This window comes from Psychrobacter sp. 72-O-c, from assembly GCF_904846605.1.
Lineage (GTDB): Bacteria > Pseudomonadota > Gammaproteobacteria > Pseudomonadales > Moraxellaceae > Psychrobacter.
In genome coordinates, this window is record NZ_CAJHBI010000011.1 from 20,859 (window position 1) to 43,707 (window position 22,849).

Below are 22,849 nucleotides of genomic sequence, written 5' to 3' on the forward strand. Positions count from 1 at the left end.
CTATACAAATAAATCTTAATGGCTTAACTACTATTTCAAAATATTAAAGCGATTATTGAAGTCAAAACGCATTAAAGCATCTGGTAGTTTATCGACCGCCATACTGAGTGTTGCTTCAGCCGCTTGCGACAGTCCTAATTTCTCTGCCAAGGTTGGTTTCTGGCGTGAATGTAGCGCATAGACCTCATTATTATCCATCAAGTCCAAAAGATAGCTGTCTGAGGTTTGTAAACTATCGACCAAGTTGAGATGCACGGCATCTTCACCATACCAATGCTCACCGGTCGCGACCTTATCCAAATCAAGCATTGAGCGATAACGGTTGACGAAGTGCTTAAACAGCTGATGAGTCTGTTCCAGCTCTTCTTGATATTTGGCACGGTCTTCAGCATCATTTTCACCAAATACGGTTACCGTGCGTTTATAGTCGCCAGCAGTAAACATCTCATAATCAACATCATGGTTTTTTAACCATTTATGGAAGTTAGGTAATTGTGATACTACCCCGATGGAACCAATAATTGCAAATGGCGCAGCGACAATATTATCCGCCACACAAGCCATCATATAACCGCCACTGGCAGCAACTTTATCCACGCAGACAGTCAGTTTTAGACCCGCGTCTTTAAGACGTACCAATTGTGCTGCTGCCAGACCATAGCTGTGTACTAGACCGCCGCCTGATTCGAGGCGTACCACAACTTCATCACCTTTGTTGGCAGTGCTTATTAGAGTGCTAATTTCTTCGCGCAAGTGCTTCACCGCTGTGGCTTTAATATCACCATCAAAATCAAGGACAAAAACCTGCTGGCCTTTATCTTTATTCTTGGCTTTGTCTTTTGCGGCTTGTTTGTCTTTTTTTGCCATGCTTTTTTTGAGTTTTTTCAGTGCCGCTTTACCTTGGGTAGCTTCCATCAAGTCTTCACGTCGTTGCGCTTGGCTCTTATTAAGGTGCATAACTTTAAGTTCAACGGGATTTTTAGGCGGATGAAATAGCATAACTAGAATTCCTTTAATTATTAAAATGATGTCAGTATTTTGCCAATGGTTTTTGTAGATAGGTTCTTAAACGTCATCTTGATATGCGCGCGATAGCACTATTTTTCAAGCGTGAAGTTAATATTTAACCAATTGCTAACATTGCCAAATAAATAGCTTACTTACACCTTACTCCTGACATTTTGAATGTGTTGGTATAGTTGTATAACAAAGCCGTTTTAGGCATAATATGCGTTTATACCAAATTTTCTGCAGCTAACGTGATGAGCATTTGTCTTAATCGCGTTGTTTGCGCTATTTTTGCTAGTGGCTTGAATATCGCAGCGATGGCAGCATTATTGTACTTTGAATTGGGCTGATAACTGGATAACAAATATTATGACGAACAGTACTACGACGCAAAGCGAAATGACAACAGAAAGTGGTACGACAACGCACAGCCAATATCGAGATGAATATTGTGGAGCCGTAACTGAAAGCTTGCTGGAGCAAACCATTAGTATCGTAGGTTGGGTACATCGTCGCCGCGATCACGGTGGGGTTATTTTCTTAGACATGCGTGACCGCGCTGGTATCCTACAGGTGGTCGTTGATCCCGATACGCCAGAAGCCTTTGCTATTGCTGATGCCGTACGTCCTGAATACGTGCTAAAAATTACGGGCCGCGTCCGTAAGCGCTATGAAGGTACTGAAAACAATAATATGACTAGTGGTCAGATTGAGCTATTAGGTAAAGAAATTGAAGTATTAGCCAAATCTGAGACCCCGCCATTCCCATTGAATGATGAGAATACAACGGTTTCAGAAGAACTGCGCTTAAAGTATCGTTATCTTGATATGCGCCGCCCGCAGATGCAAGATCGAATGGTTTTTCGTGCCAAAGCCACATCAGCTATTCGCCGTTATTTAGATGATCATGGTTTCTTGGACGTTGAAACCCCTATTTTAACCAAAGCCACTCCTGAAGGTGCGCGTGATTATTTGGTGCCTTCGCGTACACGTCCAGGTAGCTTTTTTGCTTTACCGCAGTCGCCACAGTTATTTAAGCAACTGTTGATGGTGGCAGGTTTTGATCGTTATTATCAAATCGCTAAATGCTTCCGTGACGAAGACTTACGTGCTGATCGTCAGCCTGAATTTACCCAAGTGGATATTGAGACTTCTTTTCTTAATGAAGAAGAAATCATGAACATCAACGAAGGTCTTATCAAGCACGTATTTAAGACCATGTTGGACGTTGAGTTTGATCAATTTCCACGTATGACTTACGCAGAAGCGATGCGTGACTATGCTTCAGACAAGCCTGATTTGCGTATTCCGCTCAAGTTGGTTGATGTTGCAGACCTTATGCAAAGCGTTGATTTCAAAGTATTTGCAGGCCCTGCTAACGATCCTAAAGGTCGCGTTGCAGCGCTACGTATTCCTAATGGTAGTTCCATTAGCCGTAAGCAGATCGATGAGTATACTAAGTTTGTCGGTATCTATGGCGCGCGCGGCTTGGCTTATATCAAAGTTAATGATGCCAGTAACATCAATAATGGCGTGGATAAAGAGTCTGGTCTACAATCACCGATCATCAAAAATATGACTGATGATGTACTTGCCAGCCTAATCGAACGTACTGGTGCACAAGATGGCGACATTATCTTCTTTGGTGCGGATAAAGCCAGTGTCGTGAATGACGCAATGGGCGCGCTACGTCAAAAAATCGGCCTTGATCTTGAGATGACTACTTGTCAGTGGGCGCCACTTTGGGTGACTGACTTCCCAATGTTTGAAGAAACTGATGATGGCAAATGGACCTCAATGCATCATCCATTTACCAAGCCAAAAGGCTCAGTTGAAGAGTTGAAGACCAATCCTGCAACGGCACTATCTATTGCTTATGATATGGTATTAAACGGTACTGAAATCGGCGGTGGCAGCTTACGTATCAACACCCTTGAGATGCAACAAGCAGTATTTGAAGCCCTTGGTATTGATGAGGTCGAGGCCGAAGACAAATTCGGATTCTTACTTGATGCTCTAAAATTTGGTGCGCCGCCGCATGGTGGTTTAGCGTTTGGCTTGGATCGCTTGATTATGCTCATGGTAGACGCAAGTTCTATTCGTGATGTCATTGCCTTTCCAAAAACCAAGACTGCTGAGTGTCCATTGACCCAAGCGCCTGCTGAAGTGGAAACTAGACAGCTACGCGAGCTAGGTATCCGTCTGCGTGAAAAAGCTCAGCCTGATGCTAACAAACCTGCGCAGTAAGTGGTCTAATCATGTGCCGATACTTTTTACAACAGGATTTTTTACAATGCAACTTTTTACAATTTGAATTGTCGTGAATCCTTTTCATATTTTCAAATACGTGCCACTGTCTGTATTGCAGATGCTGGCACGTTTTGTTGCTTGGATAATGATGCGGCTGCCAAACTTAAGTATTGTTCGCACTATTAAGATTAATATGGCGCTTATCGATCTGCCACTATCTGACCAGCAAAAACAAACTTTGATTAAAGATATTGTCCGTCATCAGTGTCTTAGCAGTGTCGAGTCCGTTAAAAGCTGGGCGATGTCTCCTGAATGGAGCATTGCCCAAATTTGCGATGTCCATAACAAAGACATTTTTTTAGAAGGCATATCTAATCCTAACGGCATGCTTGCCATCGTACCGCACTTAGGTACATGGGAGATGATGAACGCATGGCTCAACCAGTTTGGTTCGCCGACTATTATGTATAAGCCAGTTAAGAGCAATATCACCAATGAATTCATACTACAAGGGCGTGCGCGCCTTAATGCGACCTTAGTACCGACAGATGGTAGTGGGGTCAAGGCAGTATTCAAAACTCTCAAACAAGGTGGCTTTAGCATCGTACTACCTGACCATGTCCCTGACCCGTCAGGTGGCGTGGTCGTCCCGTTCTTTGGTGTTGAGACCTTAACCAGTACCTTAGCCTCCAAATTGGCTAGCAAAACCAAATGCGCTTTAGTCGGTATATCTTGTATCCGCCGTAACGATGGACGCGGTTTTGATATATTTTGCTATAAGCTCGATGACCCAGCGCTGTATAATCGTGATGCCTCTATTGCTTCCCATGCTCTAAACCAAGCGATGCAGCATATGATCGAAGACAAATGCAGTCATTATATGTGGGGTTACCGACGCTTTAAACGCTTACCCATTTTGGGCAACCCTTACAGTGCTAATGAAACGATATTGGCAGATTTTATTCGTAAGAATCGCTCTGCGCGTGATGCGAATCATAAATTCAACCGTGACAATATCGATTAGTAAAGCAGCGCCTACGATAATAAGCCTTAAACCCTAGCAGTCGATCATATTAGAACGATACAGCCACTTTAGCGTTCAGGCGTATAGATAATGCTATCTGTGCTAAGATTGATAGGGATTTTTGGCTTTTAATTCACATTAATACGAGTGCGCTATGGCAACTGAAACCTCACTGACTACCCAAACTCAAACAGACACTAATGCCTCTGAACAGCGTTATATTATCTGTATGAAATGGGGTGATAAATATGGTCCTGAATACGTCAACCGCTTGTATAATATGGTCAGTCGCCATTTGACGCTAGACGTCCAGATGATCTGTTTGACTGATGACAGTACCGGCATCGACCCTGCGGTGCACTGCTATCCGATACCTGAGCTGAATTTACCATCAGGTTTGCCGGAGCGTGGCTGGAAAAAGCTCACTACTTTTCGCTCTGATTTATACGATCTCAAAGGCGTAGCACTATTTCTAGATATTGATATCGTTATCGTTGATAATATTGATGCGTTTTTTACCTATGAAGCCGAGCATGATGATAGCGTGATCATCATTCGTGACTGGAAAAAACCCTGGCGAATGGTTGGTAACAGCTCTGTTTATCGCTTTAAAGTGGGTATGCATACCTACCCTAACCTACTATCGAACTTTGAGCGTAATTTTAAGACTATCAGCCAGCAAGTTCGTCATGAGCAAGCCTACCTATCCAACTACTTACGTGAACACCATCATTTAGAGTATTGGGATAAAACCTGGTGCGTCAGCTTCAAGTATCAATGCATTGCACCCATTCCTTTTAATTTAGTACGTGCCCCGCATCTGCCTGAGAATGCAAAAATCGTTATTTTTCATGGTGAAATTAATCCACCAGAGGCTATCAGTGGTGGTGGCGGTAAATGGTATCGACACGTTAAACCAAGTCCGTGGCTAATGCCGTATTGGCAGTAAATATTTCTATAGAGTTACAGCTCTAAGCGCTTATCATTTTTAGTCTATTTAACGAGTCAATATTTGACAAGTCACAATCTATTAGCGTCCTTGCCATGCAAAAAAATCATCAAACGAAGCAATCAAAAATAACAGTTAAAGTTAAAGGTCAAAAGCAACTAACGGAAAACTATATGGTGCTAAATTTGCGACTGCCTCCTACCGTTGAGTTTAATATTGAAAACCAGCGGATCAGTATTAAGGCTTTCGACGCTGCTGAGGCAAAGCAAAACCTACATAAGCAAGCTGTAAACATTATCGCCTCCGGCCCTTCTGTTGCTAACGTGACTTTCTCAGGGCTGCGCGACATCCCCACTATTTTTGTCAACGGTAGCATCAGTCTCACTAAGCAGCACAACTTTACCAAAGTCGTCGGTTATGTCATTAGCGATGCCCATTTTATCAACCATCAGCCTGAGATTTTACGACAGCATTATACTGGTCAGCCTTTATATGCGACCTTAGCCGTACTTGAAGCGATGGCAGTAACACATCCTGAGATCATGCGTACTTATAATCATGCCATGCGTGTATTATATCCAGTAGATAGACTCTGGGGGGTCAAATCGAATAAGCTGTTATTTAGTAAGTTAACGTTTAAAAAGAAACTACTCAATAAAAAAAGGCCGTTATCTTACTTTATGGATCATCCAAATTTTATTATTGATGGTAGCTGCAGGTTTGCTAATATTGGCGTCTCTCTTAACATTACTTATGGGTTTGTAGAGGCGGGAACCGTCGTTTATGTGGCAACGCAATTGGCATTCTCACGTCATGCTTCTGCCATTCATCTGTATGGTATGGATTTGCTCAACAGCAACCAGCCCCGGTTTTATGAAAACGAGGACAATAGCGCCCCAAGCAAACTTGATAAAGCAACCAGCGAACGTATTGTACCGTCATTCAACTTATTGGGTAGAGTCTATAAAGAACACGGCGTCTCTATTATTAATCATTCCCCTATCTCCAAAGCATTGTTCAATAGTCTTTAGTGATATCACTCCCTAAATCTAACACCTGACCAAACTCTAAATATTGCCGAGCAATGCAGTTTGGCAACAGCTGTTGATTCAATGGCACTTTATAATGATTCAGATTCTCTATTGCTTGACTCATGAGCATTGCCAGTCCATCGATATCGCCTACAGGTATTAAGTTGCTCTCCGGCAGTAGCTCTCTTGGGCCAAACGGACAATCGGTACTGATCACTGGCACATCTAACGCTTGTGCTTCGACGATGACATAGCCAAACCCTTCAAACTTAGACGTGAGTACCATCAACGCAGCAGTAGCAATTAATGGATAAGGATTGGCCTGAAACCCTAGAAAATGAACACAGTCACCAATACTAAATTGAATAGACAATTGCTTCATTTCATCTTCAAGTTTGCCTTTACCCACTAATACCAATGGCAACTTTCGTTCCGTTTTAGCATACGCTTGCAATAAATCTCGATGACCTTTCATCGTATCGAATGATCCCACATGAACTATATAGCCCTTGTCAGTCAAACCAAACTGCTCGATGGATAAAGGCTGTGCAGCGGCTTTTCTAATTTCATCAGCATCACATGGATTATAGATCGTCGTCGTTCTATTGAGATTAGTACTATTAGCACTATTACCGACAAGCGCTAGCAAGTCCTGATGTGCACCATCACTGACACAACTACAAGGATGGGAACCATATACCATTTTTAGGTGGTCGATGACTTGCTTGGGGGCATCTGATAGCAGATCTTGGAATTGTCTGGATAGTGCCGTATGCAATACATTCACAATATTTGATAATTGGCTATAAGCCATAATCCAATTAATTTTATAAATATTAGCTAATATCAGATCTGGCATCCCTATATGACTAAGAATATAACAATCTATGCGCTTAGCCACTGCCCTATAAGCGCTAGCTTGCTCAGAATCTGGCGCAAATTCTTGCTTAGAGAACGTCTCATAGTATGGAACTACATGATACTGAACGCGAGGATCTAGCGGCATTTCTTGAGTGCCTTCTAGACAAAGCACATGAACGCGATAGTCCATTGCCACGTAAGCACGCGCCAACGTGGTTACCATACGTTCAGCGCCGCGACCTTCTAGCGCTTTTAATATCATTAGAATAATAGGTTGGTTCATATCAGTCTTAGTACCGTTTTTTTCATGTCGTTGTTTCATATCCGTATAGTTAGTAGGCTGAGTGTGTTTATCACCTAGAAATCAATCCATTAATTGTCACAGCGAGCTTGCCTTATATGATAGTCTCACTTACTTTCGTATTGGTACCGATGATATAATAAAGTATATGCGTACTGTATGTAGCAGCCAATGCAAAAATTGTTATCTCTCATGGACAAGCCAATCCACCAAATGACATTGGTGGTGATAAGTAACATCAACTCTATCGTTAAGCCAAGCCTGTGGCTAAAAAATTGCTGGTAATAGGATTATAGGATTAGTCATGAAGTATCATGGTGAGAAAGAATTAGATATTGTAATCGCATGGGTAGATGGTGACAGTCCGACACTCAAACTAAAAAGAGAGCAGTACAAAGAAACAGAAGACGTGGCTTCAGATGCCATCACTTCAACGCGCTTCGCAAGTAATAATGAAATATATTACAATATTGCTTCCATAATAAAATACGTGCCTTTCTGTCGTTATATATATATCGTTACTGATCAACAGCAGCCAAAATTTATAGACGAATTTGTCGAACAAAATATTTGTTCAAAAGACAAAATACGCATTATCGACCACAAAGATATATTTGCTGGGTATGAGCAGTTTTTGCCTACTTTCAATACCCGATCTATTGAAACCATGCTATGGAATATTCCTGAGCTGTCTGATTATTTTATATACATGAATGATGACTTCTTTTTTAATCAGCCTGCAACCATCGAAGATTTTATAAAGGATAAAAAGATCATTATCAATGGCCATTGGAGAAAAAGCTCCATTCTACAGGTCAAACTTAAGTATCGAGAGTCTCTACAAAAGCTATCAGGGAAAAAAGTTCAACCAAAGCATACCGTTGCCCAAATGCTAAGCGCTAAAATTCTCGGTATGAATGAGTTTTTCGAAGTTCATCATTATCCACATATCGTAGATAGAGACATTTTAAAAAATCATCTTTTGAACAATCCTCAGTTATTGAGCAAGCAAATTAAGTATAAGTTTAGAGATGTTGCTCAGGTAAACCCTATCACCTTAATGAATCATCTAAAGATTCAAAAAGATGAAGCTTGTTTGAAGCCTGAGATGCCAGTAAATTATCTTAAGAACAAAAGTAAAGTTGATGATTTTATATTAGGCTTGCAACAAGAACCAATCAAATATGGATGTATACAAAGTTTAGATCTCCTTGATTCGAACTCATATCAAAAAATTAGTAATGCCATGACGCAAAAATTTTCAGCGTATCTACCGTCATCGCTATTATTAAATACAAGTCGATAGAACCAAACTCATAATAACAAACTGAATATAACTTTGGATCTTTTATGAAAATAACAGTAGCAGGCACAGGCTATGTCGGCTTATCAAACGCCATGTTGCTTGCTCAACACCATGAAGTCATTGCCGTTGATATTATCCCAGAAAAGATTGAATTGCTAAATGCAAAAAAATCTCCTATTGAAGATAAGGATATTGAAGACTTCTTGTTGAATAAAGAACTTAACTTCACAGCAACGCTAGATGCTAAAGCTGCTTATCAAAACGCTGATTTTGTCATTATTGCCACCCCTACCGATTACGATTCAAAAACCAATTATTTCAATACTGACAGCGTAGAAAAAGTTATTGAACAGGTTCTCTCAGTGAATCAGAAAGCGGTAATAATTATAAAATCAACGGTACCAGTCGGATATACTGCTGAAGTAAGGCAGCGCTATTCAACAGATAATATCATTTTCTCGCCTGAGTTTCTGCGAGAAGGTAAAGCGTTATATGACAATCTTTATCCTTCGAGGATTATTGTTGGTGAGCAATCTGAGCGAGCTCAATTATTTGCGGACTTATTACTTGAAGGAGCAATAAAGAAGGATGTTCCTCAGCTTTTTACAGATCCTACTGAAGCAGAAGCCATTAAACTATTCTCAAATACCTATCTAGCGATGCGGGTAGCGTATTTTAATGAGCTAGACACTTATGCGCAGACATTTGGACTTCAAACCAAGCAAATCATTGAAGGTGTTGGTTTAGATCCTCGTATCGGTACTCATTATAATAACCCATCATTTGGCTATGGGGGTTACTGCTTACCTAAAGATACCAAACAACTATTAGCGAATTATGATGAGGTGCCTAGTAATCTTATCAGAGCCATTGTTGATTCTAACAGAACCCGTAAAGACTTTATTGCTGATAAAATTATTGAAAGAAAACCAAAAATAGTGGGCGTACATCGACTGGTGATGAAAAGCGGTTCAGATAACTTCAGAGCCTCTGCTATTCAAGGCATCATGAAGCGCGTCAAAGCAAAAGGGATTGAGGTGGTGGTCTATGAACCTGCGTTAAAAGAAGATAAGTTCTTTCATTCACGCGTGATTCAAGATTTAGAAGCATTCAAAGCGATGAGTGATGTTATCGTAGCCAACCGACTGTCTATTGATATACAGGATGTCTCTCATAAAGTATTTACTCGAGACTTATTTGGAAGCGATTAATGAAGATTTTAGTGACAGGCGCAGCGGGTTTTATTAGTTTTCATTTAATTAAAGCATTGTTACATAAAAACTGCTTCATCGTTGGTATTGACAATATTAACGATTACTATGATGTAGAGTTGAAAAATGATCGACTAAAAATACTCAGTGATCACTCGACAGAAGATACTTTTAAATTTATTAAGCTGGACCTCGCTAACCGTGAGGCAATGTCCAATCTCTTTTCTGAATATGAGTTTGATATTGTTGTTAATCTGGGCGCTCAGGCTGGCGTACGTTATTCTATTGAAAATCCCAACGCCTATATGGACTCAAACATGGTGGGGTTTTTAAACGTTCTTGAAGGGTGCAGGCATACTGACGTCAAGCATTTAGTATATGCCAGCTCTAGTTCTGTATACGGAATGAATGTAAAGCAACCTTTTAGCACTGAAGACTGTGTTGATTTTCCTATTAGCTTATATGCGGCTACTAAAAAATCTAATGAATTGATGGCGCATAGCTATAGCCATTTATACAACATTCCGACTACAGGCTTGCGCTTTTTTACCGTTTATGGTCCTTATGGTCGACCTGATATGGCTTATTTTTCATTCACTGAAAAGATACTTAAAGGTGAAACGATTGACGTGTTTAATAATGGTGAGATGCAACGTGACTTTACCTACATTGATGATGTTGTAGAAGGTATCGTCCGTATAATGGATAAAACACCCTTACCTCAGCAGTCTTTAGTTACTACAGCGACAGCGCCCTATAAAATTTACAATATCGGTAATAACCAGCCGGTGACTTTACGTCGTTTCATTACCGCAATTGAGAGTGCTTGCGAGAAAAAGGCTGAAGAAAATTTACTACCTATGCAGCCAGGCGATGTACCGATTACTTATGCTGACATAGATGAGCTTGTCAAAGACATTGACTTCAAACCCGTGATAACTATAGAAGACGGTATTACAAAATTTGTGAATTGGTATAGAGAGTATTATTTAGTTTAAGTACGAAATAAGTATATCTAAATATAAGTCTAATGCCTCCGTACCAGATGTCTCAGCCCTAGTATCACTATATTTGCTCAAAGGATTTAAACGACATGACCACATCTTCGAAGTGGCAACGAAAAATTATTTTAATGTTTAGAAGTGAAAAAAGACTAAATGCAGGTAAGATTGTTGAAACCTACAACGATAAAAGTTTTGAAGAGATGAAAGCAACAGTAATAACAGAGTCAATGTGTAATCTTGAGACATTAACTGACAAGCGTAAAACCACAGATTTAGAAGGTCATTTAAATAATTTAAAACACCAAATGATAGGGCTTTCAGAGCTCTACTTTTATCACAATACATTAATTATATTATTACGTCGTAAATATAAAATAGACGAAACATTTGCCGAACTTGAAAGGCTATGGGCCGCAGAAAGCGATTATTTATTAGAGTATATCTCAATACGGTGGATCGTCTCTGCTTGCGATACGTTTATTGATTATTCAAAAGATATAAAAAGAGCGGCTATTTTGATGAATGTCGTTACGTTGATGAACACTTTAAGAGCCTATGAGACTAAAAAATTCTTACAGCTACCCGCTGAATTTGAGTCTATGCCATTGAGTGATGATAAAACAGATATACTCTATCGCGGCGACTTACCTTTGTATGACGGGCTTACTTACTTCCGTATTGGCACTGACGATAGCTTAAGAAACATGCGAAGACGCTATGAGAAATTCTATAAAACCGACAAACTCGCTACCACTATATTGTTATCCGTATTCGAAAGACTACAAAATAATGGCAGCGCTTTTGCCACTCTACGACAATTACACAGAGACGATTGGTCTAAATGGTGGATAGATGAAAAGTAATTTTTACTAGGCACTAGCTGCGAATGCAATATATTTTTTAGCTATACTAACAGGAAGAAGGGCTTCATCGAAAGGCGAATAAAACTGTTGCGGATTTTTCATTGCCTGCCCCATTTTTTTAGCGATAGCGTCGATATCACCTATTTGCATCAAATTACTTTTAGGCAGCAGCTCGCTTGGGCCAGACGGACAGTTGGTACTGATAACAGGCGTACCTATAGCTAAAGCTTCTGGAATAACTAAAGGACACCCTTCCCAGTCAGAGGTCAATACTTTAAATTGGGCATGCTTAATAAAAGGAAAAGGATTTTCTTGAAAACCTAAAAATACTACTTTATCTTCTAAATTAAGCGCTATAACTAACTGCTCTATGTCTCTTCGGTACTTACCCTTACCCAAAAGCAGTAAAGGCATAGATTGATCAGTTTGAGCATAAGCATTCAACAACACATCATGACGCTTCGCTTTTTTAAAACTGCCAACATGAATAATATAATTTTGGTACTCGGGAATAAATGCATCAGCCAGTTTTTTAATATGGTCTCTATCGATTGGATTGTGAACAGCAGTTGTTGGTGTAATATCACCAAAACTTTTTATAAAATCTTTTTGAACCCCATCACTGACACATAAACAAGGATGCTTTGAGTAAATGTTAGCAAAATTCAATTTACTCTGATTATTATCTATATCATGAAACTTATACAATAGCGACAACGTATTATGAATGGTATAGATGATGTTTGGCAGGCGACTGTAACTAAATACACTATCTGAGCGATCAAGGTTTGATAAGATAAGATCAGGTTGGCCAATTTTTTTGGTAATGTAATTATCTAGCGCACGGGCGAAAAATTTCTCGCGACGATCTAATTCTGGTATGAGCTTATAGTGCTTAAACTTAAGCATATGATAAATTAGATTCGGATTAAGATCGTACTCTACCCGAGGTTTAAACCTCAGAATATGTACCTCATAGCCTAATTCATAGAACCCTTGTCCTAAAGTAAGTACAACGCGCTCCGCACCTCCACCTTGGAGACAATTAATAACCAGCAGCACTTTTTTCTGATTTTTTTTGACTAGATCTTTTTTAATTTTGATAATATTATTAAACATTTCTTAGATATTCCTAAAAATAAAATTTTTAAGCTTAAAGGATATGTGATTTCATTACTTTATATCGCTTATGGTTTTTTTAGGAAGTTGCCGAACGTCTTTAGTTAGCAGTTATCCATCTTGTAAAGCTACTTCGTAATACCTATTGAATAGACCATTAAGCTCTTGTATTAGATGCGGCGTAATCCTATCATTAAACCAATGTTCAGATCCTTTTTTTTCGATTTTTATTTTAGTTGTCCACTATAAATATATGAATCAAGAAAAATTTTGAGCAAATTTTAGGTATTTTTTAGCTATATTGACCGGAAGAAGTGCTTTATTAAACGGGGCATGAAATTGCTGTGGGTTTTTCATCGCCTGGCGCATCTTTTCAGCGATAGCGTCAATATCACCCATCGGCATCAAATTACTCTTAGGCAGCAACTCGCTTGGGCCAGATGGACAGTTGGTACTGATAACGGGCGTACCCAGTGCTAGAGCCTCGGCAATGACTAGGGCAAACCCTTCCCAATCAGAGGTTAACACTTTAAATTGTGCGTGTTTAATATAGGGAAAAGGATTTTCGAGAAAGCCTAAAAACACTACCTTATCTTCTAGCTTTAGCTCTGTAACTAACTGTTTTATCTCACTTTTAAGCTTACCTTGACCTAAAAGTAGCAATGGCATAGATCTATCTGTTTGCGCATAAGCTCTTACCAATACGTCATGACGTTTCGCGTTTTTAAAACTACCAATATGCATTATGTAATTATGATATTTAGGGATAAATGCGTTAGCCTGCTTTTGAATGTCATCTCTATCAATTGGATTGTAGATGGCTGTCGTTGGTGTAATATTACCAAAACTCTCCACAAAATCTTTTTTAGCACCTTCGCTTACGCATACGCAAGGATGTTTAGCATATATATTTTTTAATTTTGATTGCAATATGTCAGCATCACTTATTTTATTGAATTTATACAATAGTGATACTGTATTATGAATGACGTAAATAATATTTGATAGTTTACTGTTACTAAAAATGCTGTCAGCACGATCGAGATTGGACAAGATCATATCAGGCTGACCAATTTTGCTTAAGATGTATTTATCAACGGCACGCGCAAAAATTTTATCTCGTCTTTCTGACCCCGGTATAAGTTTATAGGGCTTAAACTTGAGCACATGATAGTTAAGATTAGGATTGAGATCATATTGTACTAGCGACTTAAACCTTAAAATATGCACCTCATAGCCCAACTCGTAAAACCCTTGTCCTAAAGTAAGTACAACACGCTCTGCACCACCACCTTGTAGGCAATTAATAGCGAGCACCACTATTTGAGCATGTTGTTTCATAAATGCTGACCTATAGATAAGCTAAGTACTTGTATAGTTAAACACGAAATACTTATATAAATGATTACTGTTGGAACAAACAGCTTAACGTTTGAACAATCTTGAAAACAACGACTTTGAAGATTGTGGTCGCGTGACTTTATTACCAATGTAATGTTGCTGAGTCTTTTTTGGAAAACTACCAAAGGAATCAGTGCGATAATTGTCTAACTGATAGCCAGAGGCCAGTGCTTCATTATAATAGTGATCAAACAACTTATCCAAGTCCTGTCTTGGGTGCGGCATTATCTCACCATCGAACCAGTGCTCAAGCCCTTCCTTACTTACTCTTGCTAGCGAATACTTGTGGCTGAACTGTGTGCCCATATCCGAGTAATGTAATATTTTAATATCTTCTACTGCCAAGCCTTCACCATCAACACAGTTATAGCTATCTTGGTAAGGTTCGATCAATTTTTTATTTTTCTTAAATAGCTTCATCATGTCTTTATGGCTGTAAGGATTTTCTTTTAGCTGGTTGAGTGACGGAATAACTTTTTTGGCCTTACTACAGTCCCAAACACAAGTACATAGTCGAGTCATATCAGCATTCGTTTTGGCCGCTACTATAGACTGTTCATCAATAGAATGATGCCATAACTTTGCTAAATCATCTAAAATAACAACATCGGTATCCATGTAAATCGCACGCCCTAAGTAGTTGCAGTATTCAGGGATGGCCCAACGAAACCCTGAAAAGGGGGTTGACCATTTACTAGTATCCCAACCTTCACCTGTCTCTGGGTTTGAGTACCAATAGCTATTAGGGTCACGTGATAGCTGCATCCATACGATTTCAACTGGCGAGCTGGTATGTTTATGAATACTGTAATCTAATACCATCATTTGTTCTAGATCACAATTATTGGGATCACAACCTACAAAGACTTTAATAATGTCATTCTGCTTCATATTCTCGCCTGCTAGCTAGTCAATATCGTAAACTTGGTATTCCTAAAACTTTAAACTAAGAATATCTAGTTGCTACTTATTTATCTATATTTATAACTATTCTTTCCAGTATTTCTCTATCCAATCTACTGGCAAGATAAAATGACGCAAGTGCCGTAGTGGTTTTTTAAGGTTTTTAGGTTCTTTTATTCTTTTTAAGTGATCTTTTATATTGTTAGCGGCATTTGGGTTATATCGTCCACTAATAGCGTCAGTGGGATATAAATCACCAGGAAATATAATGATGCGCGACCCTTTAGGGATTTTTGGCGTTTTAAAGTAATTGAGTGGAAATGGCTGACGACACTTACGTCTAAAGTGCGCAACCCAAGCTTTCGGAAATAGCTTTACCCCGCCCGGTGCATTGCGAGTTACGAAGCGTTGCTCAAAACGGTATTCATCAGCAATACCCTGTGGATCTGCCTTAAATTTTTCTTGTAGCGATATCAGCGAACCTACTTGAAATCTAAAACAGGAAGTCTGACCTAAACGCTCTAATGGATTGCTTGGATTATAAGACAAAACAATATCCTCAGGCTTCCCATATTCAAAGAAAGGGTCAAGACTGTCTACAATAATCACATCCAAATCTAGGAATAAAACGTTGCCTGTTAGATCGCCCAGCTTTTCGCCCCAAAGTCGTGATTTCGGCCATTTACCCAGTGTGTTGGTTGGCATTGTAATGTCTAAAGGGGGCAGTTCTTGACACTCAATCTCTGAACGTACGTCTGTTTTATCATCGGTAAAGCACACAAAACGAAACGGCGGGGTAATGTTGCGAGAAACCATACCGTATAGTTTATTGGCATAATCGGCACCATATTTAGTGCCCCATTTGATACAGATAATTTGTTTGATATTTTTATTATTAGTTGCTTTAGAATCTATTGGCATTCGAACTGCTCACTTTAATTATGTAGGTAAATAACGTGACAAGTATATTAGCACAAAAAAAGACTGAACGATTATGTTCAGCCTCTTTAGGCTTTTCAGGAGTTATAGGAATCCGAAACCGAGTATTTATTGAATCACCTATCTTTCTATCTTTGCGTTGGATTATCTCTGGATGTGATGCATTCATAGATAATGCTATTTGTACAACCGGTTCTGCAATATTCATGAATGCAACAATACCTATTAATACTTTAAAAACCTACGAAACTCAAGAACTGCTATATCAAGCAAATGAGTTTAAACTTAACGAACAAAAAGTCGACGCACTGTATAGCAAGCATTTACCAATATATGAAGAACTTACCTACTTTAGAATTGGTACGGATGACACCTTAACTAATATGCGCATAAGACATGAAAGCTTTACCGACAGTGATGAGCTTGCAACAACAGCTTTGTTATATGTTTTTAATAGACTTCAGAATATTAAAAGTACGTTTAATACCATAAAAAAATTACATACTGATGAGAGATCATATTGGTGGTGACTAATTTTTCACTTCATTAAGTATAATATTTATTCTAGACTCTGAACACACCTTCCCTATATCACTATTGTAGAATATAAATGATTAATAACTTTGAGCTATGTATATACAACACTCAAAACCAATAGGGTATGTCGCATAATTATTTAACTGGAACAATATTTTAAAAAATAATTCAGCTACTATATATTTTGTGCGAGCTTGGATCAATGAACAATTTTCTACAAATAAAAATTTAGTAGATCAAGATAGCTTTGAGCAAGCTATAATCAAGAGAGAAAATATTGTCAAACTTAAATCCCTACCAACAGAATACATTAAAATTTTTGATAATAACTATTATGGTGAAATATATATTGAACACTATCAAGCTAGCTGCAGCTAAACTGAGCTTAAGAAACAACGTATTAGACTAAGAAATCGTCTTGTCTTGGGTATAGTTGTATTTATAGCTGCCGCTATTTATATCAAAATCAGATGATTTAAATTATCATTAGGTAGTAGCTATACACTGCATACCCTACTTACCTAGATTTAAATTAATGAATTGGGCCTTCCAATTATTTATTTGAGTCCATGGAATATTCAGGGAAGGTGCCCAATCTGTGTTTATGAGTTCAATCAACTCTTCAATCGATACTCGATTTACTACAGGTAAATTAAAATCATTCTTCATTTCAACTGCACGATTATCAATTCCTATTATAATGGCTCTTTTTGATAATTGTAGCGCTCGTATACCAGCGTGTAGTCTTGTTCCTATATAATCTATATCATTATTTACCAAAATTTCATTAAATGCTATTAAAGTATTGGAAACAAGTTTGATTTGATTATTATGACAGCTACTGTCTAAATTTAGCTCTTCAAAATATGCTAAATCTTTTGATCCCTGAGGCCAAAAGTAAATAGTCTCATAGTTTTTAGTCAGACAGTTAATCAGTGAAATATCTAAATCATAATTTCGACGGTAATCTGTAAGTGTGAAGACTACTGAACTGGCTTTTGTAGTTGGAATACTTGATAGCTTTTCACTTGTTAAACTCCATAGTGTTGGGCACCCTGTATTAATAACATTTTTTATCCCACATCTTTTAAGTTTATTCTCAGTATAACTATCCCTTACTGAGTGCAGAATATCTTTTCGAAGCGCATTTTTATAAAATACCTTAGCTTTCCACTCAGTTTCATCTGTATAATTGTTCCAGCCTACCCCAAATAAAATCGCTGGTTGCATTCTAAATGCATCAATAAACCGCAGCGACCATTGATTTTTTCTGGCTTTTATTTTCCAGTAACTTCTTAACAAGTTAGTACCACATACAAATGCTAAATTATTTTCCCATGCTTTCTTCAAAGTAGACTCAGCTAATGCATAATGTGTTGGATAATGAACAAACTGTTCATACTCAAAAATACTTTTTAGTTCAGCCGTTGCAGATTCCATTATTATAGTATCTCCTATATTTAAGGAGCCTACTGAAGTATCATAAATTGTAATCATATTTAGTAACTTTTTTTATTTATGGTTTTAGTGAAATGATCTTTAATATTAGACAAAGATAAATAATAAGTTTCTCTACAATCTTATAAATTATAGCAACCGATTAATTAGAGTTAGTATTTTAATATCAGTTGAGACATCTATATACTACTTAGAACTTCAACTCTAATATTTCACTATAACAAGAATGTCTACAAAATATAATCTTTCAGACCATTTAAATGATTGCAGTCAACCAATTCTAGTTATGTCTGTGCAATATTGGGTGTTAGTAGCTCTTCATTTGTCCCGTCCTAAAATGAGTTGACACATTTAGGACAGGACAATTAGCACAAAAAAAAGACTGAACGATTATGTTCAGCCTTTTAAGGCTTTCTAAATAACCCTATTATCAATCAATAAAGCTTAACCAATCCATATATTCTTCATTACGGCCATGAACCACATCAAAATATAAGGTTTGTAATTTTTCAGTAATTTCACCGCGGCCACCATTACCAATTTTGCGGTCATCATATTCGCGAATAGGTGTGACTTCAGCAGCAGTACCCGTCATAAAGATTTCGTCGGCTAGGTAAAACTCATCACGAGTAATACGACGCTCAGTGACTTTGATACCTAAATCAGCGGCAAACTGGATGATAGTTCGACGAGTAATACCGTCAAGGGCCCCGCCTGCTAAGTCTGGTGTATGTAACTCGCCATTCTTCACTAGGAATAAGTTTTCACCTGAGCCTTGGCACACATAGCCTTGTGAATCCATCATGATTGCTTCGTCGTAGCCATTACGAGTCACTTCTCGATTGGCCATTATAGAGACCGGATAGTTGCTCGAGGCTTTAGCCTTGCACATAGTGACGTTAGGCAAATGATGGGTATATGAGGAAGTTTTTACTCGGATACCGTTTTGGATACCTTCCTCACCAAGATAAGCACCCCAATGCCAGGCCGCAACCATCGCATTGACACTATTATCATGAGCGGATAGGCCAAGCTTTTCTGCGCCAATCCATATCAGCGGACGAATATAAGCTTCAGATAAATTATTCTGCTTAACAACGTCCTTGTGTGCCTGCTCAAGGGTGGCGGCATCAAAAGGCACCTCCATCTGAAAAATAAAGGCGGAACCCAACAAGCGCTCAACATGATCTGTCAGGCGAAAAATCGCGGTGCGCTTATCAGCGGTTTGATAAGCACGCACGCCTTCAAATACCGCAATGCCATAATGTAAGCTGTGCGTCAGTACGTGAACTTTGGCATCTGGCTGATTAATCATCGTGCCATTCATCCAAAGCTTGCCGTCTTGTGTTGCCATGTTCATTCGATATTCCTTATGCTAGAGCTGGCGCCTAACTTTTTTTGTTGAGTAAGTTTTATTAAAATTTTCAATTAACGGATACTACTGCGCCATAGTAACAAGGACTACGACGTTCAGCTGAACTATTAAAAATATAGCTACTAAATTAGAGAGCCATTAAACAAATAAGCGTTAAATAGTTGGTCGTTAGACGATTAAACATTAACTCAGTAAGAATTAATGCCCAAATAATGTCGGTTAAACGGCTCTCTTTCTATTGTATTTTATGATTTGCGAATTATTATAGCACCAGCAGCCGTAGCAAACGAAATATTTTAGCTCGCTCATAGACGGCTTTTATTTACCGGGGCTTTATTATACAGCTTATTCTTCCTGTGCTGGCTCTACCCCCATAAGACGTTGCCATTGATCTTGCACGAGCGCTCGCGTCTCTTTCCATAGCGACTCATCAACCAGTAATGACTGCTCGGCCAATGCTAATTGATGGGTTGCCGCACGAATGCGAAGATAAGCATCGGTCAAGTCCTGACACACTTGTGCCTCCCAGATACCTAACGCAGCCATTTCTTCAAATATACGGACGTTATCACTCCATTTGGTCAAGCTCAGATAGTCATGTGAATAAGCCAGCACGGCAAACTGAGCCAAAAATTCAATATCAACAATGCCACCCGCATCTTGCTTTAAATGAAACTTACCGGCTTGCTGCTGCCACTGGCTGGTACCCAGATGTTTTTGCATCTTAATTCGCATGCTGGTCACCTCTGTACGTACCTGCTTTAAGGTGCGCGGCAATGCCAAAACCGTTCGGCGAATATCACAAAAACGCACGGTCACACGCTTGTCGCCACAGATTGCTCGCGCCCGTACTAACGCTTGATGCTCCCATGACCAGGCCTTATCAAGCTGATACGTCTCAAAGGCGTGGCAAGAAACCACCATCATACCCGCATTACCCGAAGGCCGCAGACGCATGTCAACCTCATAAGCACGACCATCACGAGTTTGGGTATTTAGATAAGTCATGAGCTTCTGAGCGAGGCGCGCCGCAAACTTCATACCACTTACCGACTTCTCACCTGTGGTCATGCCCTGCTCTTTTATTTTATGCAAAAATACCAAATCTAAATCAGAAGAATATGACAATTCAAGCCCGCCAAGCTTGCCATAACCGATAATGGCAAAGCCGCAATCAGCCTCAGTCACCGGATCGCCATCTTGACCAATAGGATAGCCGTAACGATTAATTAACTCTGCAAAAGCACGCTCAAGTGCCGCTTCTAACACCACAGCAGCGATATAAGTCAAGGAGTCTGATACCTTCATGATAGGTCGCTCAGCGAGCACATCACTGGCTGCTACTGCCAATACTTGGTTCTTTTTAAATAGGCGCAGGACGCTGAGTAGCTCCTCTTCATCATCAGGTTCCACACGTAGTAACTGCTGGCGCAAAATATCGCGCAGCTCCGGTTTGTCCGGCAGATGGCGATAGCGCTGCTGTAAAAAATTATCGAGCAGCACTGGGTAACGTGCTAATTCTTTGGCAATCCAAGGGCTGGCTGACAGCATCGGAATCAGCTCAACCGTCGCATTAGGATTTTCCGCAATCATCACCAAATAGATAGAACGGCGACAAATGGCCTCCAGCAGAGCGATCAGACGTGGCAATGCCGTATTAGCAAGTTGCTGTTGTTCTTGATGCGCCAGTAACGCATGCACAATAACTGGATAAGCCTCATCTAATCGACTTCTTGCTTCATCACTAAGATTGGCTACCATTTTTGATTGCCAAAATAACTTTAGCTGAGCGCGATTTTGTTCAGTCAATACCGTGTCAAGCTGGGCAATTTGTTCATCGAGATGAGCCGGCTCAAGGGCAGTATCTTCTTGCGCAGGTATCTGACGTTCGGTCACCATACGCTCAAACGGCACATTAACGTTGTCCCGATGTTGATTCAGCGTGATCAGTAGCGCCGACCAGCCCTCAAACCCAAGTGTGATGGCAAGATTACGCTGCCAATGGCTATCATGTGGCAAGCGCTGGGTCTGTTGATCATTGATGGCCTGAATACCATGTTCCAACCGGCGCAAAAACCGATAAGCCGCTTGTAATTGCTCATAAGTCTTAGGCTCTAGGTACTCACGCTCACACAACGCTTGCATGGCTTGCAAGCAAGATTTAACCTGTAGCTGCGGGTGCCGTCCGCCATAGATTAATTGGAAAGCTTGCACAATAAACTCGATATCACGGATACCGCCAGCCCCAAGCTTGATGTTATCAAGGTCTTCACGCTGCGCGACTTGATTTTGAATCAAGGATTTCATCTCACGCAGGGCTGAGAACGCACTATAATCAACATAATAACGAAAGACAAAGGGCTTAATAAGGGCTTGTAGTTGGTCATAAAATGGCGGTGAAATCTGCCCAACTACGCGCGCTTTTAACCAAGCAAAGCGCTCCCATGCGCGGCCATGATGGGTAAAGTATTTTTGTAATGCGGACAGATGAATGGCTAAGTCACTCCCATCTCCCCATGGACGCAGGCGCATATCTACTCGAAAGACAAAGCCATTGGCCGTATTATTATCAAGCAACTTAATAATGCCTTGACCAAGTCGAGTCATAAAGCGCTTATTATCAATACAGCGCGTACCTTTTGCCTTGTCGCCATCAGTCTCACCTCGTGCCTGATGCACAAAGATGAGGTCAATATCACTAGATAAGTTCAGCTCATGAGCACCAAGCTTACCCATCGCCATAATTACCATATCATCAATTTGCAAGTTGCCTGCATCATTAATAAAGGTCGGCTGCCCATATTGGGCAATGAGATGCTGGTAGGTATAATCCTTAGCAAATAGAATACAGCCGTCGGCGAATTCAGATAGCTCATCAGTCAACTGTTCAAGCGCAATCACGCCCAATGCATCTTGCCAAATCCAGCGCATCATCAATAGCATACGTAAATGCCGCAGCCCACTCATTACATTAACTTCGTCAGCAAGCTCATAGTTATCATCTAGGGTATAATCTTGAATAAGATCATCAATTTGCTGACGCGTCAAGGTGTCCTCTAATGGATAGCTACGTAAAAACGTCTGGCACGAGACCGTCCGGGTCTCCCAAATCTGATACGCAAACTCACTGGCAGTTTGCAGAACTCGTAGCTGTTCTGGTGTGGGTTGGTAACCGGTACCGTTGGGCGTGACAGATAGCATATCGACAACAACTCCTTGCAGCATAGAACACTAAGACTACGTGAGTCTAGGGAATAAGTTTAACGTTTTTTCTTACGAGATAGTCACTATAAATATAGAATACGGCCA

General features: G+C 39.7%; 18 protein-coding genes. 9 read left to right on the top strand and 9 right to left on the bottom strand.

The features are described from left to right. Window positions 1–30: 30 nt before the first annotated feature. Window positions 31–1,017, bottom strand: a complete 987-nt coding sequence (gene sohB, locus JMX97_RS05485) for a protease SohB (protein WP_227671476.1) — start codon at window positions 1,015–1,017, stop codon at window positions 31–33. 390 nt (window positions 1,018–1,407) lie between these two features. Here sohB and aspS point away from each other — a divergent pair, with 390 nt between their 5' ends. The 4 genes from aspS (at window position 1,408) to JMX97_RS05505 (ending at window position 6,262) form a co-directional block, all read left to right on the top strand. After that, window positions 1,408–3,255 (top strand): aspartate--tRNA ligase, encoded by a 1,848-nt coding sequence (gene aspS, locus JMX97_RS05490; protein WP_201556232.1) that lies wholly within the window; start codon window positions 1,408–1,410, stop codon window positions 3,253–3,255. A gap of 121 nt (window positions 3,256–3,376) precedes the next feature. Beyond that, a complete protein-coding gene (locus tag JMX97_RS05495) occupies window positions 3,377–4,282 on the top strand; it encodes a lysophospholipid acyltransferase family protein (RefSeq protein WP_413786396.1) in 906 nt (301 codons plus the stop codon). A gap of 154 nt (window positions 4,283–4,436) precedes the next feature. After that, a complete protein-coding gene (locus JMX97_RS05500; protein ID WP_201556094.1) occupies window positions 4,437–5,231 on the top strand; it encodes a glycosyltransferase in 795 nt (264 codons plus the stop codon). A gap of 95 nt (window positions 5,232–5,326) precedes the next feature. Beyond that, complete coding sequence (locus tag JMX97_RS05505) at window positions 5,327–6,262, top strand: hypothetical protein (protein ID WP_227675424.1); 936 nt, start codon at window positions 5,327–5,329, stop codon at window positions 6,260–6,262. Here JMX97_RS05505 and JMX97_RS05510 read toward each other — a convergent pair. Then, window positions 6,249–7,445, bottom strand: coding sequence for a glycosyltransferase (locus JMX97_RS05510; RefSeq protein WP_227671474.1), 1,197 nt, complete (start codon window positions 7,443–7,445; stop codon window positions 6,249–6,251). The genes JMX97_RS05505 and JMX97_RS05510 overlap by 14 nt on opposite strands. Window positions 7,446–7,728: 283 nt before the next feature. On the opposite strand from JMX97_RS05510, the gene JMX97_RS05515 reads away from it, so the two are divergent. From JMX97_RS05515 to JMX97_RS05530, 4 genes are all read left to right on the top strand, one after another. Beyond that, window positions 7,729–8,730 carry a capsular polysaccharide biosynthesis protein gene (locus tag JMX97_RS05515; protein WP_201556096.1) on the top strand — a complete coding sequence of 334 codons (1,002 nt, stop codon included), beginning with the start codon at window positions 7,729–7,731 and terminating at the stop codon, window positions 8,728–8,730. A gap of 44 nt (window positions 8,731–8,774) precedes the next feature. Beyond that, entirely contained in the window at window positions 8,775–9,941 is a 1,167-nt protein-coding gene (locus JMX97_RS05520; protein WP_201556103.1) for a nucleotide sugar dehydrogenase, read from the top strand. Then, window positions 9,941–10,939: an NAD-dependent epimerase gene (locus JMX97_RS05525; RefSeq protein ID WP_201556105.1), complete on the top strand. Its 999-nt coding sequence runs from the start codon at window positions 9,941–9,943 to the stop codon at window positions 10,937–10,939. The genes JMX97_RS05520 and JMX97_RS05525 overlap by 1 nt, the downstream gene beginning before the upstream one ends. 95 nt (window positions 10,940–11,034) lie before the next feature. Continuing rightward, window positions 11,035–11,808, top strand: a complete 774-nt coding sequence (locus JMX97_RS05530) for a hypothetical protein (RefSeq protein WP_201556107.1) — start codon at window positions 11,035–11,037, stop codon at window positions 11,806–11,808. Between the two features lie 6 nt (window positions 11,809–11,814). On the opposite strand, the gene JMX97_RS05535 is transcribed toward JMX97_RS05530, so the two are convergent. From JMX97_RS05535 to JMX97_RS05550, 4 genes are all read right to left on the bottom strand, one after another. Then, window positions 11,815–12,927 (bottom strand): glycosyltransferase, encoded by a 1,113-nt coding sequence (locus JMX97_RS05535; protein ID WP_201556109.1) that lies wholly within the window; start codon window positions 12,925–12,927, stop codon window positions 11,815–11,817. A gap of 258 nt (window positions 12,928–13,185) precedes the next feature. Continuing rightward, window positions 13,186–14,268 carry a glycosyltransferase gene (locus JMX97_RS05540; protein WP_201556111.1) on the bottom strand — a complete coding sequence of 361 codons (1,083 nt, stop codon included), beginning with the start codon at window positions 14,266–14,268 and terminating at the stop codon, window positions 13,186–13,188. An 84-nt stretch (window positions 14,269–14,352) separates the two neighbouring features. Then, window positions 14,353–15,219 (bottom strand): glycosyltransferase, encoded by an 867-nt coding sequence (locus tag JMX97_RS05545; RefSeq protein ID WP_201556112.1) that lies wholly within the window; start codon window positions 15,217–15,219, stop codon window positions 14,353–14,355. Between the two features lie 96 nt (window positions 15,220–15,315). Further along, a complete protein-coding gene (locus JMX97_RS05550) occupies window positions 15,316–16,152 on the bottom strand; it encodes a glycosyl transferase (RefSeq protein WP_201556114.1) in 837 nt (278 codons plus the stop codon). 35 nt (window positions 16,153–16,187) lie between these two features. On the opposite strand from JMX97_RS05550, the gene JMX97_RS05555 reads away from it, so the two are divergent. Beyond that, window positions 16,188–16,700, top strand: coding sequence for a hypothetical protein (locus tag JMX97_RS05555; RefSeq protein WP_201556121.1), 513 nt, complete (start codon window positions 16,188–16,190; stop codon window positions 16,698–16,700). Between the two features lie 520 nt (window positions 16,701–17,220). On the opposite strand, the gene JMX97_RS05560 is transcribed toward JMX97_RS05555, so the two are convergent. The 3 genes from JMX97_RS05560 to glnE all read right to left on the bottom strand — a co-directional run bounded on the left by JMX97_RS05560 (window position 17,221) and on the right by glnE (window position 22,741). Then, on the bottom strand, window positions 17,221–18,204 hold the full coding sequence (locus JMX97_RS05560) for a polysaccharide pyruvyl transferase family protein (protein ID WP_201556123.1): 984 nt from the start codon (window positions 18,202–18,204) through the stop codon (window positions 17,221–17,223). Between the two features lie 391 nt (window positions 18,205–18,595). Beyond that, the gene (locus JMX97_RS05565; RefSeq protein WP_201556125.1) at window positions 18,596–19,525 is read right to left on the bottom strand and encodes a branched-chain amino acid transaminase; all 930 of its coding nucleotides are present in this window, start codon (window positions 19,523–19,525) and stop codon (window positions 18,596–18,598) included. 360 nt (window positions 19,526–19,885) lie between these two features. Continuing rightward, window positions 19,886–22,741, bottom strand: a complete 2,856-nt coding sequence (glnE, locus tag JMX97_RS05570) for a bifunctional [glutamate--ammonia ligase]-adenylyl-L-tyrosine phosphorylase/[glutamate--ammonia-ligase] adenylyltransferase (RefSeq protein WP_201556133.1) — start codon at window positions 22,739–22,741, stop codon at window positions 19,886–19,888. Window positions 22,742–22,849 lie beyond the last annotated feature (108 nt).

Bases quoted from the DNA above. Each gene is read 5' to 3' on its own strand.
- JMX97_RS05565 (WP_201556125.1), bottom strand. From the start codon at position 19,525: ATGAACATGGCAACACAAGACGGCAAGCTTTGGATGAATGGCACGATG.
- JMX97_RS05520 (WP_201556103.1), top strand. From the start codon at position 8,775: ATGAAAATAACAGTAGCAGGCACAGGCTATGTCGGCTTATCAAACGCC.
- JMX97_RS05515 (WP_201556096.1), top strand. From the start codon at position 7,729: ATGAAGTATCATGGTGAGAAAGAATTAGATATTGTAATCGCATGGGTA.
- JMX97_RS05505 (WP_227675424.1), top strand. From the start codon at position 5,327: ATGCAAAAAAATCATCAAACGAAGCAATCAAAAATAACAGTTAAAGTT.
- glnE (WP_201556133.1), bottom strand. From the start codon at position 22,741: ATGCTATCTGTCACGCCCAACGGTACCGGTTACCAACCCACACCAGAA.
- JMX97_RS05550 (WP_201556114.1), bottom strand. From the start codon at position 16,152: ATGCCAATAGATTCTAAAGCAACTAATAATAAAAATATCAAACAAATT.
- JMX97_RS05510 (WP_227671474.1), bottom strand. From the start codon at position 7,445: ATGAAACAACGACATGAAAAAAACGGTACTAAGACTGATATGAACCAA.
- JMX97_RS05530 (WP_201556107.1), top strand. From the start codon at position 11,035: ATGACCACATCTTCGAAGTGGCAACGAAAAATTATTTTAATGTTTAGA.
- JMX97_RS05540 (WP_201556111.1), bottom strand. From the start codon at position 14,268: ATGAAACAACATGCTCAAATAGTGGTGCTCGCTATTAATTGCCTACAA.
- JMX97_RS05500 (WP_201556094.1), top strand. From the start codon at position 4,437: ATGGCAACTGAAACCTCACTGACTACCCAAACTCAAACAGACACTAAT.
- aspS (WP_201556232.1), top strand. From the start codon at position 1,408: ATGACAACAGAAAGTGGTACGACAACGCACAGCCAATATCGAGATGAA.
- JMX97_RS05525 (WP_201556105.1), top strand. From the start codon at position 9,941: ATGAAGATTTTAGTGACAGGCGCAGCGGGTTTTATTAGTTTTCATTTA.
- JMX97_RS05495 (WP_413786396.1), top strand. From the start codon at position 3,377: ATGCTGGCACGTTTTGTTGCTTGGATAATGATGCGGCTGCCAAACTTA.
- JMX97_RS05560 (WP_201556123.1), bottom strand. From the start codon at position 18,204: ATGATTACAATTTATGATACTTCAGTAGGCTCCTTAAATATAGGAGAT.
- JMX97_RS05545 (WP_201556112.1), bottom strand. From the start codon at position 15,219: ATGAAGCAGAATGACATTATTAAAGTCTTTGTAGGTTGTGATCCCAAT.
- JMX97_RS05535 (WP_201556109.1), bottom strand. From the start codon at position 12,927: ATGTTTAATAATATTATCAAAATTAAAAAAGATCTAGTCAAAAAAAAT.